The following is a 17,499-nucleotide window of genomic DNA, read 5'->3' on the forward strand; positions in this document are numbered from 1 at the left end:
TAGTGTGACAAATTACAAAATCTTATTTTCCAACAACCTTTATTTTACATTAATAGAGGTTTTTTAATTACTTTTGGCGCATGATTATTAGAAGCAAAGCGCCTTTACGGATTGGCCTGGCTGGGGGTGGCACCGATGTGAGTCCCTACTCTGATTTATTTGGTGGCGCCATTCTCAATGCAACAATAGATTTGTACGCTTACGCTTCTTTAGAACCACTAAATAATGGCGAAATAGAATTCGTAATTGATGGTACAGCAAACGTTTTAAAAACAAAATCAGAAAAAGAATTAGCTATTGTAGAAGGCTTCGAATTATTTATTGGAGTGTATAACCGAATTATAAAACAATTTAAACTTGAACCACTTTCTTTTCGCTTAACATCATATATTGAGGCTCCACAGGGGTCAGGCCTTGGGACATCTTCCACACTTGTAGTTTCTTTATTAGGAGCTTTTGTAGAATGGTTAAAACTGCCATTAGGTAAATATGACATTGCTCATTTAGCTTATGAAATAGAGCGTGTTGATCTTAAAATGTCGGGTGGCAAACAAGATCAATATGCAGCTACATTTGGCGGCATTAACTATATTGAGTTTTTTGAAAAAGACAAAGTAATTGTTAATCCTTTGCAATTAAAACCAGAAATAATTTACGAATTAGAAAACAATCTCTTACTCTACTTTACAGCCACACAGCGCCTTTCAGCCAATATCATTAACGAGCAAGTAAAAAATGTGAACGAAAAAAACACCAAAAGTGTTGATGCGATGCATAATTTAAAACAACAAGCTCATCAAATGAAAGACGCTTTATTAAGAGGTGAATTAAATAAAATAGGAGAAATTTTGCAGTTTGGATGGAAAAATAAAAAAGACATGGCGAATAGTATTTCGAATTCTTTAATTGACTCTATTTATAAACTTGCATTAGAAAACGGAGCTACAGGTGGGAAAATATCCGGTGCCGGTGGCGGTGGCTTTATGTTTTTTTATTGTCCAGCTGTCACTAAAATTAAAGTAGCAAAAGCCATTGAAACTATTGGAGGAAATATCCAACCTTTTAAATTTACTCAGCAGGGATTGGTGACGTGGACGATTTAAACTATTGACCAGAGACTATAAACTTTTTGACTAAAAAATTAAACCATATAAGAAACATAAGGACATATAAGTTAGGAGTTGACAAGCCTGAGTAAACAGATACGACTATTGACTTTGGACTAATGACTATAAACTAAAGACTATTACCATATGACACTAGATAGAACAAATTACAACCTACCAGGGCAAACCGCATATTATAAAGGCAAAGTCCGCGACGTATACACGATTAACAAAGACATTCTAGTAATGATCGCCAGCGACCGCATAAGCGCGTTTGATGTCGTGTTACCCAAGGGTATTCCTTATAAAGGACAGGTTTTAAATCAAATTGCAGAACAATTTTTAAATGCAACCCGTGATGTTGTTCCAAATTGGTTAATCTCCACGCCGCATCCAAATGTTAGTATTGGCAAAATGTGTCAGCCTTTTAAAGTAGAAATGGTTGTGCGTGGATATTTAGCGGGTCATGCAGCCAGAACTTATAGCGAAGGAAAAAGAATTTTGTGTGGAGTTATTTTGCCTGAAGGATTAAAAGAAAATGATAAATTGCCACAACCTATTATTACTCCTACTACCAAGGCCTCTGAAGGGCACGATGAAGATATCAGCAAAGAAGAAATCATAAAACAAAACATTGTCAGTAAAGAATATTACGAGCAATTAGAAAAATACACTTTAGCCCTTTATAAACGCGGGCAAGAAATTGCAAATAAAATGGGGTTGATATTGGTTGACACCAAGTATGAGTTTGGCTTATTTAATAATGAAATTACTTTGATGGATGAAATTCACACTCCAGATTCTTCAAGATATTTTTATTTAGAAGGGTATGAAACACGTCAACAAAAAGGTGAAGAACAAAAACAACTCAGTAAAGAATTTGTTAGACGCTGGTTAATTGAGAATGGATTTCAAGGTAAAGAAGGGCAAGTTGTTCCCGAGATGGATGAAAAATGGATAAATGAAATTAGCGCTCGTTATATTGAGTTGTTCGAAAAAGTAACTGGAAGAACTTTTGTAAAGGCAAATGCAACAACTATTTTAAAAGATGTTGAAGAAGCTATACTAAAAGCGTTATAGTCATACATCTTTTTAAGTATAGCCCAATACGCCTATATTCAAAAAGCATTTTCTTTGCAAAACCACGTATACATAAAAGAATTTTTGGTCTAAGTATATTGGTGAATGAAAAGTTTAACTAGAAAAACATTATCTTCAAACTCCAGTATGAGTTTCAAAAAAGTCTTTTTTCTCTTCATATTTTTTCAATTTAGTCTAAGTTTATTTTCACAAATCAAACTTTGCTCCTGGAATCTTGAAAATTTCGGTAAATCAAAAAGTGACAGCGCGATTGATTTTATTGCAAATACCTTAAAACCGTTTGACGTAGTAGCTATTGTTGAAGTTGTTGCTGGGAATGGCGGTGCTCAGGCAGTCGCTCGTTTAGTTGATGTTTTAGATCAGAAAGGTTTTGATTGGGATTATTGTATTAGCGATCCTACAAGTGGATCAACAAATAGTTCTGAACGCTATGCCTTTCTGTGGAAAACGTCTCGCCTAAAAAAATTAGGTAGGGCTTGGTTGGACAGTTGCTATCAATCAGAAATTGAAAGAGAACCTTATTTTGCGGATTTTATTTTTGAAGGGAAAATTTTTACCGCCGGCGCTTTTCATGCAGTTCCAAAAAACAAACAACCAGAAACTGAGATTAAATATTTTAAATTTTTACCTGAAAAATACCCGACAAAAACCTTTATATTTTCCGGCGATTTTAATTGCCCCGAATCTCATACGGTTTTTAATCCTCTTAAAGGCCTTTTATACAAGCCCATTTTCACAAACCAAAAAACATCCTTAAAGCGAGAGTGCGTGTCGGATGAATGCTTAGCGTCTGAATACGATAATATTTTTTACAATTCCACAAAAATTAAGTTTTCAAAATCGGGAGTGATTCATTTTTATAAGAGTTTCACTAGTTTGCAATCTGCTCGTACTGTTTCAGACCACTTACCAGTTTATTTTGAGTTTTTCTTGAATTAAATGGCTTTTATCGAAAACCTAAATCCTATTCCATGCAAATTTTCAATTTGTATATCTTCTGCAAGTAGCTTGCGTAAGCGTGAAATAAAAACATCCAAACTTCGGCCTAAAAAATAATCATCATCGCCCCAAAGTTTTTTTAAAATTTCTTCACGCGTTAAAACTTTATCTTCATTCTCCAAAAACAATTTTAGGAGCTGAGATTCTCGCTGTGTAAGTTTTATCTTTTCATCTCCTTTATACAACAGATAATTGCTGGAATTGAATACATAAGGGCCAACAGAATACTCCAACCTCTCAGTGGAAATAGTTTTCTTTGAACGCGTGAGAAAAATTTCAATCTTTAATAATAATTCCTCAATGCTAAAAGGTTTAATGAGATAGTCATCAGCGCCGAGTTTTAAACCTTTTATTCTATCTTCTTTTAATACTTTTGATGATAGAAAGAAAATTGGAACATCTGGATTCAGCTTACGGATTTCTGTTGTCAATTCAAATCCATCCATTTTTGGAAGCATGATATCAAAAATGCAAATATCAAAAGAAGTACTTTTGAAATAATTTAGGCAACTAATCCCATCAGTACAGTGCGTTACTTCATACTTACTTTGTTCCAAATTATCCTTTGTGAGAAAAGCAAGGGTTTCATCATCTTCCGCGTATAAAATTTTAATAGCACTCATTGTTTTTGAGGAATTTGAAGGGATAAAGTAATACCGTTTACTTGATTATTGAAGGCTTTTATTATCCATCCGTGCAGCAAACACACTTTCTTAACATAATATAAACCGAGTCCAAAACCATTTACCTCATTACTTCGGGAGTTTGGAATTCTATAAAATTTATCAAAAATAAAGGGGATTTTTTTCTTAGAAACACCAATGCCGTTATCTTTAAATTCTAGCTTTAAACCATTTTTTTCTTTCGTCAAACAAATACTTAATTCAGGCGAATTCTCGCAATACTTAATAGCATTATCAATTACATTGTAAACCAAATTCGTGAAATGAAATTCGTCTGCATAAATTTTCGGTTCACTGATTGAACTTTCAATCATTACTTTTAAATTTTCATGTTTTAAGCGTATATTCTCGATTACATCATTTATAAGTGGTAAAATTTCTATTTCTTTTCTATCAAGCGTTAAAGGCGCACTATCAGATTTAGCGATGTTGAGTATTTTTTCAATGTGACTATTTAACTTATTGCTTTGACCAATAATAATACCGGTATATTTTGCCAGTTTCTCATCGTTTTTTATTTTTTCTTGTTTGTAAAGGTAATTAGAAGCGATGAGGATAGAAGATAAAGGTGTTTTAAACTCATGCGTCATATTATTAATAAAATCTCGCTGCAACTCTGAATATTTTTTTTGTTGCAAAATGGTGAAGATAGAATACACATATATCAGCATTACAAGGACAAGGATTCCTGAAAGCACTAACCAAAACTTTAATGAACCTATTAAGTAACCAGTTTCGTTTGGAAAGCGAATAGCGAAGTAATAAACCAAGTTTTTCTGTTTGGGGAAATGAAAGGAAGATTTCTTCTCTGATTTGTTATGAAAAGAAACATAGTTACCATAAACCATTTCATCACTTTCACATTTATAGATAGCATATTCAAAATCTAATAGAAGATTAGCTCGTTCGAACTCTGTTTTGAGGCAGTATTCCAAAATCTGTGCATCAAAGTCATTATTTACATTCACAATGTAATAATCATTTGCCACCTTGTTTATCGGGTTTTTTAGAGGAAATTCATTGTCACTTAATTTATAGAGCCTGTCCACTACTTGCAATAAAGTAATATGTACGGTTTGACTAAACTTTTTTCCTTCATTATTAAATGCCTGCTTTGTCCAGAAAAACTGGACAACCAAAATACCTGTAATAGCGACAAGACCGAGTGCGATAACACTATTTAATTTATTTAGTTTCAATTAAAGCGTTTCATTTTACAATCTAATATTACTCAAAATAAATTCTATTCCATCGCCATTAACATGTCATTAACAATTATTTGAACTCGCTTAACAGCCTTTGCGGAATTACCATACTATGTTTGTAATATAATTCTTGCAAGAAGAAATAAATTATTTACTAATCTTAAAAAAAACAATCATGAAAACTACACTTAAACTTTCGACTATCGTAATAGCTTCTGCGCTATTGTCCTTCAGCCCTAGCCTTGTTATCTCTCATTCACTGAATTCAGAAAAAATATTAGAAATTAAAAGAAACATCAAGTGGAAAAACACTGAAATCAATTTAGGAGATATCGTTCAGAATAAACCAGTAACACTTGAATTTGAATTTACAAATGTGGGTGATAATCCTGTTTTAATCACCAATGTTCAAGCGTCATGCGGGTGCACCTCAACTAACTACATTAAGACACCGATATTACCAGGAGAAAGCACGAAAATTTCAGCAGTTTTTAATGCTGCCGCTAAAGGTGTTTTCAAAAAACAGATAACGGTAATTACCAACGCAGAAGACGGTCCAAGGACACTTAGCTTTACTGGAACGGTTATGTAAATCGATACAAGGATGTCTGAAATAATTGTCTTCTCGACTACTCTCTGAATGACAATTATTTCAGATTGTCCATATTAATCTGCCTTAATAAACTTTACCGTCTCGCTTGATTTAGTATTAGAGAATCGAATAAAGTACACGCCTGTGGGAAGTTCATCTATTTTTATTTCATTCTCAGAATTTAAAAGGGGCATTTTTTTAACTAAACTACCAATAGAAGAATAAATTAAAGCGCCGGTATATTCCGAATTATTTTTGAAATAAAGTACATCCTTAGCAGGATTAGGAAATACTGAATTTATTTTTATTTTTTTTACCTCGTTTAAACCAGTTACTTGACCAATTGTTAATGTGAATTGCACAAAGTTACTATCTGTGTGGTGACAAATTTGTTGTCCGGAAGACATAAAGGTTTGATGGTTTATGGTGTAAGTTCCAGACTGTAATTGTCCAACAACAAAAGTGTCTATATGGGTTTGAGTTGCTGTGAGCATTCCATTCCAATAACATCCGTGTAATTTTATTTCTTTGGGATTATGTGTTACTGAATGATTTAAATCTACTACAATTCCTTGGTTTGGTGTTGTAACATGCGTAACAATTTTAACTATATCGTTTGTTGTAGGCGATGCCGGAATAATAGTTGGTGTACCAACGTATGGGAGACTTTGCGTTTGTGCATTACCATAATTAGCTAAAGCGATTATACATAGAAGGTAGGCAAGTTTTTTCATATCAAAAGTTTTTACGTCTAAAACAGAACAAGTTTTATGCCAGAACTTGTTAATTAAGCCTCGAATTCGCTTGAGACAAGTTAAAAAAAATCCCCATCTAAAAAGACGGGGATTTTGAATACAAATCTCGATAAACTTAAGCAGTAACTTCTACCTTTGGCGCCGCAGCAAGAATTTCTTCGTTTGCAGCAGAAGCGTATTGCTCGAAGTTCTTTACAAAAGAATTCGCCAAATTTTGCGCTACTTTATTAAATTCAACTTTATCTTTCCAAGCATTTTCTGGCTCTAGAATTTCTGAAGGAACTCCAAGACAAGTTGTAGGGAAATTTAATTTAAAATAAGGCGTCTCTTTAAACTCCACTTTATCCAACTCACCCGTTAAAGCAGCTGTAATTAAAGCACGTGTATAAGATAATTTAATACGACTACCTACACCGTAAGCACCGCCTACCCAGCCGGTATTTAATAACCAAACATTTACTTTATGTTTTTTTAATTTCTCACCAAGTAATTCTGCATATTTTGTAGGATGTAATGGCAAAAATGCTTTTCCAAAACAAGCAGAAAAAGTTGTTGTTGGTTCAGTAATTCCCATTTCGGTTCCTGCAACCTTAGCAGTATAACCAGAAATAAAATTATACATCGCTTGACCTGTAGTTAATTTGCTTATCGGAGGTAAAACACCAAATGCATCACATGTTAAAAAGAAAATATTTTTTGGAATATCTCCAACGGCAGGGGAAACTGCATTATGAATATAATCAGAAGGATAACTTACACGTGTGTTTTCAGTCCTACTGATATTCGCATAATCAACAGTTGTGGTTCCTTCTTGAAAACCAATATTTTCTAATAGAGAGCCAAATTTAATAGCGTTAAAAATCTGAGGTTCTTTTTCTGCGGTAAGGTCTACACATTTTGCATAGCAACCACCTTCAAAGTTAAACACGCCTTTGTCGCTCCAACCATGCTCGTCGTCACCAATTAATTTACGATTTGGATCTGCACTCAAGGTAGTTTTACCAGTTCCTGATAAACCAAAGAAAATAGCTGTGTCACCGTCCTTACCAATGTTAGCAGAACAATGCATACTTAATACTTTTTTCTCATGAGGTAGAATGTAATTCAAAACAGAGAAAATAGATTTTTTAATTTCGCCTGTATAACCAGTTCCGCCAATCAAAATTGTTTTTTTGGTGAAATTGATAATTGCAAAATTATGTTGACGCGTTCCATCTATTTTAGGATCAGCTTTAAAACCTGGTGCGTTAATAATTACCCAATCATGTTTAAAGGTTTTAATTTCTTCAGCAGTTGGCCGTAAAAATAAATTGTAAGAAAATAAATTACTCCAAGCGTGTTCATTAACAACGCGAATATTTAAACGAAAAGCTGGATCAGCACATACGTAAGCGTCACGAACAAAAATTTCTTTGTTACCTAAATACGCAAGCATTCTGTTATGAAGCGCATCGAATTTATCTGACTCAAAACGATTGTTTACATCACCCCACCATACACTATCTTTGGTGTTTTCATCATAAACAACAAATTTATCTTTAGGGGAACGTCCAGTAAATTCACCGGTATCAATGGCCAAAGCGCCAACATCTGTCAAAACTCCTTCACCCCTTACAATACACTCTTCAATTAGTTCACTTGGGTGAAGATTCCAGTACGCCATATCAACATTTGAAAGGCCAAGTTGTGCGACTGAAGCATTCTCTGCTTTTATTCCAATTTCGTTCATTCTTTAATATAAAGGTTAATAGAGCGCAAAATTACGAAAAAAAAAGCGTCTTTCGAGGCTGTTTTTCCACAATTATATTTTTTTTATCTTATTGATACTGAGACTAGTTGACCCTCTTTTACGATTTTTTTCAACTGGTCAATAAATTCAGTTTTTTCATTGCCTTTTATTTCAGTAAGTGGTAAACATATTCGTATTTCGCCCTCTCGGCCAATACTTTTTGATGTTGATTTTAACTTTAACTTTTCAATTTCAGCTTTAACTTTTTCATAAGTAGGGCCGTCAATGCCTGCACCATAACTTCCAAAAGCTACCTCAATAGCACAGGCATTATCCGTTACGCCGTCATATACAGTCGGTTCTTTTGTTACTTGAGGTACAGAGTTCGGTTTTTCTTGGTTTGCTTTTTCTTGAGATTTACAAGACACAATTAATAAACATAAAGCCCCAGTAATGAAAAATAAAATTCGTTGCATAATGATAGATTTTAAATTGAAAGTTAAGTATTAATAGTAAAAGTTTGGTCAATGTCTGTCAATAGTTATTCATAGCCTTCAATTGTTAGACCAAATAAATTGTTTTAACCTTTTTTAAAAGCTGAGAAGCTCAAACTCAACCATCCGGCAACAAACAAAAGACCTCCGATTGGAGTGATTGGACCGAGAAGCTTTAAACCATCCATTCCAATTAAGTTTCTAGTGCATAAAAAATATAACGATCCACTGAACAAAATAATTCCCCAGAAAAACAAATGGTACGCGGTGTTTAGAAACTTATTGGTATATGATTTTTTTAAGATTACAACAAGTAACATCGCTAGTGTATGATACATTTGATATTTAACAGCAGTGTCGAAACCATTTAATTGATCCACTGTAATTAAACCGCGTGGTAATTGATTCTTTAAAGCGTGTGCTCCAAGAGCTCCAAGGCCGACAGCTATTGCACCTAAAATTCCTATCGTAATAAGTTGTTTTGGGATAAGACTATTTTGTTCCATGTAAAAAAAATCAGAATGTTGATTCAATAAAACTACTTCTTTTGTTTCTTTTTTAATTCTCTTAAAATTTCTTCGTCAGACTTACCTATAAAACTAATGGCTCCTTTTGCACTTAAAGCCCAATCACTTTTTGGATATTCATTAATAATTTCTTCGTAAATTTTTCTTGCTTCGGCCTCATTGTTTAAGTAGGTATTTTCATCATACAATTGTGCTAATAAAAATAGTGCAGCGGGACGGTTTTTAAAATTTGGATACATGTTAATACATTGATCTAATGCCACTTTCGCTTGCGGAATATTATTAATCGCTCTTGCAACTTGTGCAGTTTTTATCAGATAAATAGGGCACATGGTATCACTCTGGCAATAAAATGCGAAATCCGTAAACGCTTTAATTGCCTTATTAGCTGACACTGTATTTACCTCCGTTTCGTTTAAAAGAATGCTGTCAGCTTTCCTAGCTGCATTCAGCATGTTTTTACAATCGGTTAGAAAATTTTTTGCAAGACGTTGATTGGAATCCGATTTAACTACTTTGTTTTGTTCTGATTCTTCCTTTTTTGTATTATCGGTACAAGAAACAAAAACCAGAAAAAAGGAAATTAAAATTATAGACGCAACTTGTATTCTCATATTATCTCTTTGGTTTGTATACTTTAGTTTTATAATCCGCTGAGATTTTTCCGTTGGCTATATCGTTTAATTTTCCTGAAATCATCTTTCTTTTAAAAGGACTTATTTTATCAGTAAATAATTTTCCATCAATGTGATCGTATTCATGCTGTATTACACGCGCAATAACACCATTGTGTTTTTCAACGTGTTTTACAAATTTCTCATCGTAATATTCTATTTCCACATCTGGCATCCGACTCACATCTTCCCTAATTTTTGGAATACTCAAACATCCTTCATTAAACTTCCATTCAACACCTTCTTCGTTTAGAATTCGCGCATTGATAAATACTTTTTTAAAGGCTTTTAGTTCTTTTCTTTGCGCCGGAGTAAACTCAGCATCTTCTTCATCATCTTCTTCATCCACCTCTGAAAAAGGCTCAGTGTCAACAATAAACAAGCGGATAGCTTTTCCTACCTGAGGTGCAGCTAACCCAACACCTTTAGCCTTGTACATGGTCTCGAACATGTCTTTTATTAACTGATCAAGTCCTTCATAATTTTTATCAATATCTACCCCTACCTTTCTAAGTACCGGGTCTCCATAAACAACTATTGGTAATACCATTCTTCTAAATTTTGAATGCTAAATTTTGAATGTTAAATGAATTCAAAATTTATAATTTATAATTCAACATTTCTTTTATCTACTATAGTTTGGGGCTTCGCGTGTTATCACCACATCATGCGGGTGACTTTCTTTAACACCCGCTGCCGTAATACGTATGAATTTAGCATTTTGTAAAGCCTTAATATCTTTGGCACCACAATATCCCATCCCTGCTTTAACACCACCAATCACCTGATATATAATTTCAGAGAGGCTTCCTTTATATGGCACTCTACCGCTAATACCTTCAGGGACTAATTTTTTGATATCGTCTTCTGCGTCTTGGAAATAACGGTCTTTACTACCTTTCTGCATAGCCTCTAGTGAACCCATACCACGGTAAGACTTAAATTTACGTCCTTCGAAAATAATTGTTTCACCAGGACTTTCTTCAGTACCTGCAAACATTCCGCCCATCATAACAGTTCCTGCCCCTGCGGCTAAAGCTTTCACAACATCACCTGTAAAACGTATTCCTCCGTCGGCTATTAGCGGAACCCCTGTTCCTTTTAAAGCGTGAGCCACATCAAGAATTGCAGACAACTGCGGAACGCCCACACCTGCTATAATACGTGTAGTACAAATAGAACCTGGACCAATTCCAACTTTTACAGCATCTGCACCAGCTTTCACAAGATCCAATGCTGCCTTTCCGGTTGCAATGTTTCCAACAATTACCTGAAGATTTTTATATTTTTTCTTGACTTCTTTTAATTTTTCAATAACACCCTTACTATGTCCATGAGCTGTATCAATAATTACAGCATCTACACCTGCATTAACTAAAGCGTCTACACGCTCCATGGTATCGGCTGTAACTCCAACCGCCGCTGCCACGCGCAAACGTCCCCTTTCATCTTTTGCTGCATTTGGACGTACTTTCATTTTAATCATGTCCTTGTAGGTAATCAAACCAATCAATTTATTGGCTTTATCTACAATAGGTAACTTTTCAATTTTGTGTTCTTGTAAAATTTCTTCTGCCTTCTTGAGCGTAATTCCAATAGGTCCAGTAATTAACTGTTGACTTGGAGTCATTACTTGAATAACAGGTTTCTTGAAATCCTTCTCAAACCTTAAATCACGGCTGGTAACAATGCCCAATAATTTATTTTGCTTATCTACAATAGGAATACCGCCAATTTTATTGTCAGTCATTAATTTTACAGCGTCACCAATACTCGCTTCACCATTAATAGTAACAGGATCGAGAATCATTCCACTCTCACTTCGTTTCACCTTACGCACTTGATCGGCTTGTTCGGCAATCGTCATGTTTTTATGTAGCACTCCTATTCCCCCTTCCTGAGCAATAGCGATAGCAAGACTATGCTCAGTAACAGTATCCATTGCGGCAGATACAATTGGTGTATTTAATTTTATTTTTTTTGTAAAGTATGAAGCAATTGTAACTTCTCTTGGAAGCACTTCCGAATAATCGGGTACTAATAATACATCGTCGTAAGTTAGCCCTTCAGGAACAAACTTGTTAGTTAAAAAATTGGAAGCCATTGAAAATGAATTTTAAGGTTTTAAAATTCGGGCAAATATACGATTTTATTCTTGAATTTATAAAAAGCGTTTGTTTTAAGGGCTTGAGAGCTGAATATTTAATATTTCTTTAACATAATTCCAGCGCATTCTAATGATTAGAGTCATGAAAAAAGCCATCCACGGAAAATCTCCATAATCCGGGATGGCTCTAATTTTTGTTATAACTAAACAAAACCCTATAAAGAACGTATAGTAAAATTAGGCGGTTTTAAAGCTGGATTTAGCTGATTTAAATAAGTGGTTTAGTTGAGTTTATAAGTGGGTGAGCACACAAGAATCAAGATGCGAGAGTCAAGATGTCTTGTTTCTTGTTTCTTGTTTCTTGTTTCTTGTTTTTAAGATTTATTCAATTTTTCCATAAAGGCTTCTTTTTTACGACGAGATATTTCAATTTTTGATCCATCACTCATAATAGCGTATCCTCCATCTTCTTTTAAAAATCGCACCACGTGATTCATATTGATTAAATGATGGTGATGCACGCGTATAAACTCTCCTTCTGGAAGCAATTCTTCATAATGTTTTAGTCCGGCGCTAATCATTAATTTTCGTTTATCACTTAAATAAAATGTGGTATAACTGCCATCCGCCTCGCAACGTACAATGTCTTTAATGTTTACTATTTCATATGCATTTCCTGTTGGAAGCGTTATTTTTTGGAAATTTTCATCAGCGCGTTTCAAATGCTGAATTAGAAACTGAAGATTTTCCATATTTGGAATAGCGCTCTTCTTTTTAACTACCTTATCTACCGCAATTTTTAATTCTTCAATATCAATTGGTTTTAAAAGATAATCGCAGGCGCTGTATTTAATAGCGCGAATGGCGTGTTGGTCGCTGGCAGTTGCAAAAATAAGTTCAAATTTATGACCCGCCACTTTTTCGAGCAAATCAAAGCCACTGCCATCGGGCATGCTAATATCCAGGAATACTAATTCAGGGTGAAGTGTTTCCACTAACTCTACCCCTTCTTTTACATTTCGGGCTAGACCTACGATGTTTAATTCGGGACAACTTTTTTGAATAATACCTGCAAGCATATCCAAACTTTTTTGCTCATCTTCAATTATCAATGTTTTGATCATATATTGTTTTTTTATCCTGTAAGAGGTACAAATAACTCAACTTTAGTTCCTAAAGATTGGTTATTTATGTTCTTTAAATCAGTTATGGTTACACTTAATTTTGAGTTATTAATTTCATTTAAAATTCTTAACCTGTCTTCAGTAATTTTCATACCTAAAGGTCGGTAACTTTTCACGGGCATGGTGCGTCTGATCTCTGATGCTTTTTCTCTACCAATCCCATTATCAACAATGGTACAAATTAAAAAATTATTTTCAGAACTCATACGAATAGTTAATTTTCCTTTGTAAGGTGCTGGATTTAAACCGTGTAGGATAGCATTTTCAACGTAAGGCTGCATAAGTAGAGGGGGCATAATGTCGTAATCAGTATCTACACTATCCTCTATTATTATTTCATATTCAAACTTGTCTTCGAACCGCATTTGTTCTAGCTCCAGATATAATTTAAGTGCTTCTATATCGTCGCTTACGGTTACCGTTGGACGTTCAGAATTGTTTAATATTATCCTTACTAAACGAGCAAACTTATTCAGGTATTTAATAGCCTCGTCGCTCTTTGTGTTAAATATATAATGTTGGATTGAATTTAAAGAGTTAAAAATAAAGTGCGGGTTCATTTGCGACCTTAGTGCCTTTAATTCAATTTTACTCATCTCTACTTTTCTTTCATAATTTAAACGTTGTTTCTTCTTTATGTTATAAACACGAACTGAAAATATTATATAAATAGTTGAGAATAAAACTATAAACGCTATAAGCAGAAACCACCATGTTAAATAGAATGGTGATTTTATACGAAAGCTAAATTTGGTTTCAGAAAGATCCCAAATACCTTCGTTGTTAGAAGATCTCACTTTGAATGTGTATTTGCCAGGAGCCAGATTCGCATACTTACTATAATCTTCGGTGCTTGGAATGCTCCATTCTTTATCTCCACTTAGACCTTCCAGTTTTTTCTGATACAAAACCTTATCTGGATTTGTAAGGCACACCCCACGATAATAAAATGAAATAGTATTGTAATCATGTGGTAGAACTAAACTGTCTTTTACTAAAGTATCTTCATTTAGTACACGAATATTCTGAATTAGCGTTTTATTTTTTACATCATTCTTTTTTATGCTATATGGCTCATGTTTTACCAAGCCGTTCACCGTTCCAAACCATAAAGTACCATCTTTATCTTCCCAAATACCATTAGAATTACATTCAACACCCATAAAACCTTGCAACTTTCCGTATGAAATAATATTCACTTTGTTTTTTTCAAGAAAGAGTTTTATGTCCAATTTATTAACACCCTGATTTGTGCCAATCCACATGGAGGCATTGTTTTCCGCGAACTCAATGGAGTAAACTAAACTAGAATTTAAACCATCCGTTTCGTTTATATATCGGTTTTCGAGAGTTTTAGTGTTAATTACTAAAACACCATTCAGCGATGCGCCAAATAGAAAACCTTTATAAAATCTTAAGGCAAAAAAATCTTCTTCTTTTAAATTGAAATCTTTATTTAAATTACTTACAACACCATCCTTTATTTTATACAAGCCAGCAGGGGAGGTTCCGACATAAATTTCACCATTTTGTCCTTCACACAATCCATACGTTTGATAGGAGCGTTTGTCATGCAAGTTGTAGTATTTACTTTCCCAACTAGTATTCTTCCAGATTAATGAAGCTACTCCATTACTTCCCGCAATCCATATAGTATTATCTCTGGCTTGAAAAATATTCTCAAATGGTCCGTTAAACTCTTTTGGCAATTGAATAGAATTAAACTGATCATTTTTAAATAACATGAGCTTAGTTCCAGAACTAAAAATAAGATGCCCAAGGTTATCTTCAAGTCCGGCTTTACAAACAACCGACTTCAATCCATCTTTAGGGCTATAACGTTTAAAATAACCCTGACTGTATTTATAAATGCCATTGTTTTGAGAACAGAGCCAAAGATTATTTTTTTTATCTCTAAATATTTGAAAAATAAATGCGTTACCAGGTCCATTTATTTTATCAAAAGTTGAAAACGAATTATCACGGTACCTGTAAAGTCCGCTTCGAGTGCCAAGCCATATGTTATCCTCACGATCATTTAAAATTGATTTAATATGATTGCCATTATTATCACTATCAACACTATAGTAATTAAAAACTTTTCCATCAAAACGCAGCAGTCCGCCCTGAGATCCAATCCATAAAAACCGATTATTTTGATTACAAACAGCGCTTATATTTTCATCAATTAAACCATTTTCGATAAAGTAATTTGTAAACTTTCTGGTACTGACATTATATAAACTCATGCCTTTTGATGATCCTATTACAAGATAATTTTTAAATTGTGTAATACAAGTTACCTTATTACCAGCTAAACCATTTGCGGCGTTTAAAACATTAAATGTATTATGACCGTATACTATTAATCCCTTGTCTGTTCCAATAAAAATGACAGTTGTATCAGGATTATATAAACAATTAATTTTATACCCAGCCAATTTTTTAACCTGTTTAATTTTTTCATCTTTAAACATATATAGGCCCTTATTAGTTCCTATGTATATTGAATGATGATAGCCTTTGCAAAGAGAGTTAACCTGAGAAACTACTACATTGTCAACTTTATTATAATTAAAAAACGTTCTTCCAATTAGAACACTAATTCCTTTATTTGTTCCAATAAATATTTTGCCCTTATCGTCTTCGCAAATTGCATTAACATTATGATCTATTAATCCACTTTTAAGATTGTAATTCAAAAAGAGTTTTCCGTCAAATCGACTCAAACCGCCAAATCCTCCACTCCACAGATACCCATTATTATCTTGATACATACAGGAAACCTGTACAAACGGAAGTCCGCTTTCAACACTGTAATTTTTAAAAAAGAATTGTTGCGATTCAACTTTAAAAAGGAGAATGGCTAACAGAAAGGTGAATATGTGGCAGGGTTTACTAATAATTGTTTTCACTAATTTAAACCAAAATTTAACCATTTAAAAAAAAAGAATAAATAAGTGGGCGACTTTTCAAATTAATTGGTTCACCAATGTTTCAATTGTAAGTAGCTTATAGTACTACAAACACTAATGCCAATTTGATTGAGTTTTAAGAAATAAAGTCCACATATAGGCATCAATCATTTTTTAGTGATATATTTAAAAAGTGAAAGAAGAAGTTATCTTAGTAGACCTGTACGACAATGCCATCGGCAAGATGGAGAAGTTAGAAGCACACAAACAAGGGGTATTGCATAGAGCGTTTTCTGTCTTTATCTTTAATTCCAAAAAAGAGTTGTTAATTCAACAAAGAGCATTAACAAAATACCACAGTGCTGCACTTTGGACGAACACCTGTTGTTCTCACCCAAGACCAGGGGAAAGCATTTATGATGCGGCTAAAAGAAGGTTAATGGAAGAAATGGGTATGGAAACTGAATTAGAATATAAAAGCCATTTTATATATAAAACTAAATTTAATAATGATTTAACAGAACATGAATTTGATCATGTGTTTGTTGGCGCATCTGATTTAAAGCCAGAGATAAATAAAGTGGAGGTTAATGCCTACAAGTACTTAAGTTTGGATGAAATTAAAAATGAAATTAAAAATAAACCTGAAGAATTTACCTCGTGGTTTAAAATAGCAATAGAAAAATTGTTCTAATTTTATTACCATTTTAAGGTAATACCGCCGTTTAAAAGCGATACTCCGTACCCTGCTTCACCAAACACAGCAATATTTTTTGTTAAATACCAGCGAGCGCCTGCAAACACAGAACCGGCTGGAAGCACTCCTGCATCGTTTCGTTTGTATATATTGATGTTAGGATCGTTACTATTACTTTTATAAGTGTAAGTTGTAATTCTAACACCAATTAATACACCTCCGTAAATATCCCCTTTTTTGAAATTCAAAACATCCCAATGATACACACCGCGAGCTGCAATCATCATATAATTCCATCTATGCTCATAATAATAAGTCGTGTTATTATAGTTGTCGTTACGCGAATACGAAGTTATAAATCCAACATAAGCACCAACACCGAGATAACCAGGTCCAAGTTTTTTAGGGTACGCTTGTTCGTAGGATACACTGAAGGCTGGCGAAGTGCTTGAAGAAAAACCAGTACCAATTCCTCTGTTATAAAAACTACCAAAACCAACTCCGAAGTTAAGTAAATGAGTATGTTCATCATAACAAACACCATCTTGCGCTCGAAGTGATTTCTTACTAAACAGAACCTTATCTGGCACGCCTGCATTGGTAATTGCCGAAAGCAAAATTAACGCTAAAACAAATAATACGGCCTTTTTCATATATTACATTTTAATTTAATTATTCTTTAATTTTTATCTGGTTTACTTAAACTATAAACAAAATTTTAAATGAAGAAA

At 33.8% G+C, this 17,499-nt stretch carries 17 protein-coding genes; 5 read left to right on the top strand and 12 right to left on the bottom strand.

Features of this window, described 5'->3' with window-relative positions:
- Positions 1 to 80 precede the first annotated feature (80 nt).
- The 3 genes from P2086_RS18920 to P2086_RS18930 all read left to right on the top strand — a co-directional run bounded on the left by P2086_RS18920 (position 81) and on the right by P2086_RS18930 (position 3,146).
- Positions 81 to 1,103: a GHMP family kinase ATP-binding protein gene (locus P2086_RS18920; RefSeq protein WP_317898336.1), complete on the top strand. Its 1,023-nt coding sequence runs from the start codon at positions 81 to 83 to the stop codon at positions 1,101 to 1,103.
- Between the two features lie 150 nt (positions 1,104 to 1,253).
- A complete protein-coding gene (locus P2086_RS18925; protein WP_317898337.1) occupies positions 1,254 to 2,186 on the top strand; it encodes a phosphoribosylaminoimidazolesuccinocarboxamide synthase in 933 nt (310 codons plus the stop codon).
- A gap of 105 nt (positions 2,187 to 2,291) precedes the next feature.
- Positions 2,292 to 3,146, top strand: coding sequence for an endonuclease/exonuclease/phosphatase family protein (locus P2086_RS18930; RefSeq protein WP_317898338.1), 855 nt, complete (start codon positions 2,292 to 2,294; stop codon positions 3,144 to 3,146).
- Here the strand turns inward: P2086_RS18930 and P2086_RS18935 are convergent.
- Both P2086_RS18935 and P2086_RS18940 read right to left on the bottom strand, forming a co-directional pair.
- Positions 3,143 to 3,829, bottom strand: a complete 687-nt coding sequence (locus P2086_RS18935; RefSeq protein WP_317898339.1) for a response regulator transcription factor — start codon at positions 3,827 to 3,829, stop codon at positions 3,143 to 3,145. The two genes, P2086_RS18930 and P2086_RS18935, sit on opposite strands and share 4 nt — an antisense overlap.
- On the bottom strand, positions 3,826 to 5,088 hold the full coding sequence (locus P2086_RS18940) for a sensor histidine kinase (RefSeq protein ID WP_317898340.1): 1,263 nt from the start codon (positions 5,086 to 5,088) through the stop codon (positions 3,826 to 3,828). The genes P2086_RS18935 and P2086_RS18940 overlap by 4 nt, the downstream gene beginning before the upstream one ends.
- Before the next feature lie 181 nt (positions 5,089 to 5,269).
- Between P2086_RS18940 and P2086_RS18945 the strand changes: the two genes are divergently transcribed.
- Positions 5,270 to 5,686 carry a DUF1573 domain-containing protein gene (locus tag P2086_RS18945; protein ID WP_317898341.1) on the top strand — a complete coding sequence of 139 codons (417 nt, stop codon included), beginning with the start codon at positions 5,270 to 5,272 and terminating at the stop codon, positions 5,684 to 5,686.
- Between the two features lie 74 nt (positions 5,687 to 5,760).
- Here the strand turns inward: P2086_RS18945 and P2086_RS18950 are convergent, their stop codons facing one another.
- From P2086_RS18950 to P2086_RS18990, 9 genes are all read right to left on the bottom strand, one after another.
- Complete coding sequence (locus tag P2086_RS18950; RefSeq protein ID WP_317898342.1) at positions 5,761 to 6,420, bottom strand: T9SS type A sorting domain-containing protein; 660 nt, start codon at positions 6,418 to 6,420, stop codon at positions 5,761 to 5,763.
- Between the two features lie 136 nt (positions 6,421 to 6,556).
- Complete coding sequence (gene pckA / locus P2086_RS18955; RefSeq protein WP_317898343.1) at positions 6,557 to 8,170, bottom strand: phosphoenolpyruvate carboxykinase (ATP); 1,614 nt, start codon at positions 8,168 to 8,170, stop codon at positions 6,557 to 6,559.
- A gap of 83 nt (positions 8,171 to 8,253) precedes the next feature.
- Positions 8,254 to 8,646: a hypothetical protein gene (locus P2086_RS18960; RefSeq protein ID WP_317898344.1), complete on the bottom strand. Its 393-nt coding sequence runs from the start codon at positions 8,644 to 8,646 to the stop codon at positions 8,254 to 8,256.
- A 104-nt stretch (positions 8,647 to 8,750) separates the two neighbouring features.
- Entirely contained in the window at positions 8,751 to 9,170 is a 420-nt protein-coding gene (locus tag P2086_RS18965; protein WP_317898345.1) for a DUF423 domain-containing protein, read from the bottom strand.
- Positions 9,171 to 9,202: 32 nt separating this feature from the next.
- Entirely contained in the window at positions 9,203 to 9,805 is a 603-nt protein-coding gene (locus P2086_RS18970; RefSeq protein WP_317898346.1) for a tetratricopeptide repeat protein, read from the bottom strand.
- A 1-nt stretch (position 9,806) separates the two neighbouring features.
- Positions 9,807 to 10,415: a peptide deformylase gene (locus P2086_RS18975; RefSeq protein ID WP_317898347.1), complete on the bottom strand. Its 609-nt coding sequence runs from the start codon at positions 10,413 to 10,415 to the stop codon at positions 9,807 to 9,809.
- A 75-nt stretch (positions 10,416 to 10,490) separates the two neighbouring features.
- A complete protein-coding gene (gene guaB / locus P2086_RS18980; protein ID WP_317898348.1) occupies positions 10,491 to 11,969 on the bottom strand; it encodes an IMP dehydrogenase in 1,479 nt (492 codons plus the stop codon).
- Positions 11,970 to 12,346: 377 nt separating this feature from the next.
- Positions 12,347 to 13,096, bottom strand: a complete 750-nt coding sequence (locus P2086_RS18985; RefSeq protein WP_317898349.1) for a LytR/AlgR family response regulator transcription factor — start codon at positions 13,094 to 13,096, stop codon at positions 12,347 to 12,349.
- A gap of 11 nt (positions 13,097 to 13,107) precedes the next feature.
- On the bottom strand, positions 13,108 to 16,071 hold the full coding sequence (locus tag P2086_RS18990) for a two-component regulator propeller domain-containing protein (protein ID WP_317898350.1): 2,964 nt from the start codon (positions 16,069 to 16,071) through the stop codon (positions 13,108 to 13,110).
- Between the two features lie 193 nt (positions 16,072 to 16,264).
- On the opposite strand from P2086_RS18990, the gene idi reads away from it, so the two are divergent.
- Positions 16,265 to 16,765, top strand: coding sequence for an isopentenyl-diphosphate Delta-isomerase (gene idi / locus P2086_RS18995; protein ID WP_317898351.1), 501 nt, complete (start codon positions 16,265 to 16,267; stop codon positions 16,763 to 16,765).
- Between the two features lie 5 nt (positions 16,766 to 16,770).
- Here the strand turns inward: idi and P2086_RS19000 are convergent, their stop codons facing one another.
- Positions 16,771 to 17,421 (bottom strand): hypothetical protein, encoded by a 651-nt coding sequence (locus P2086_RS19000; protein ID WP_317898352.1) that lies wholly within the window; start codon positions 17,419 to 17,421, stop codon positions 16,771 to 16,773.
- Positions 17,422 to 17,499 lie beyond the last annotated feature (78 nt).

It is taken from the genome of Aurantibacillus circumpalustris (assembly GCF_029625215.1).
Lineage (GTDB): Bacteria > Bacteroidota > Bacteroidia > B-17B0 > Aurantibacillaceae > Aurantibacillus > Aurantibacillus circumpalustris.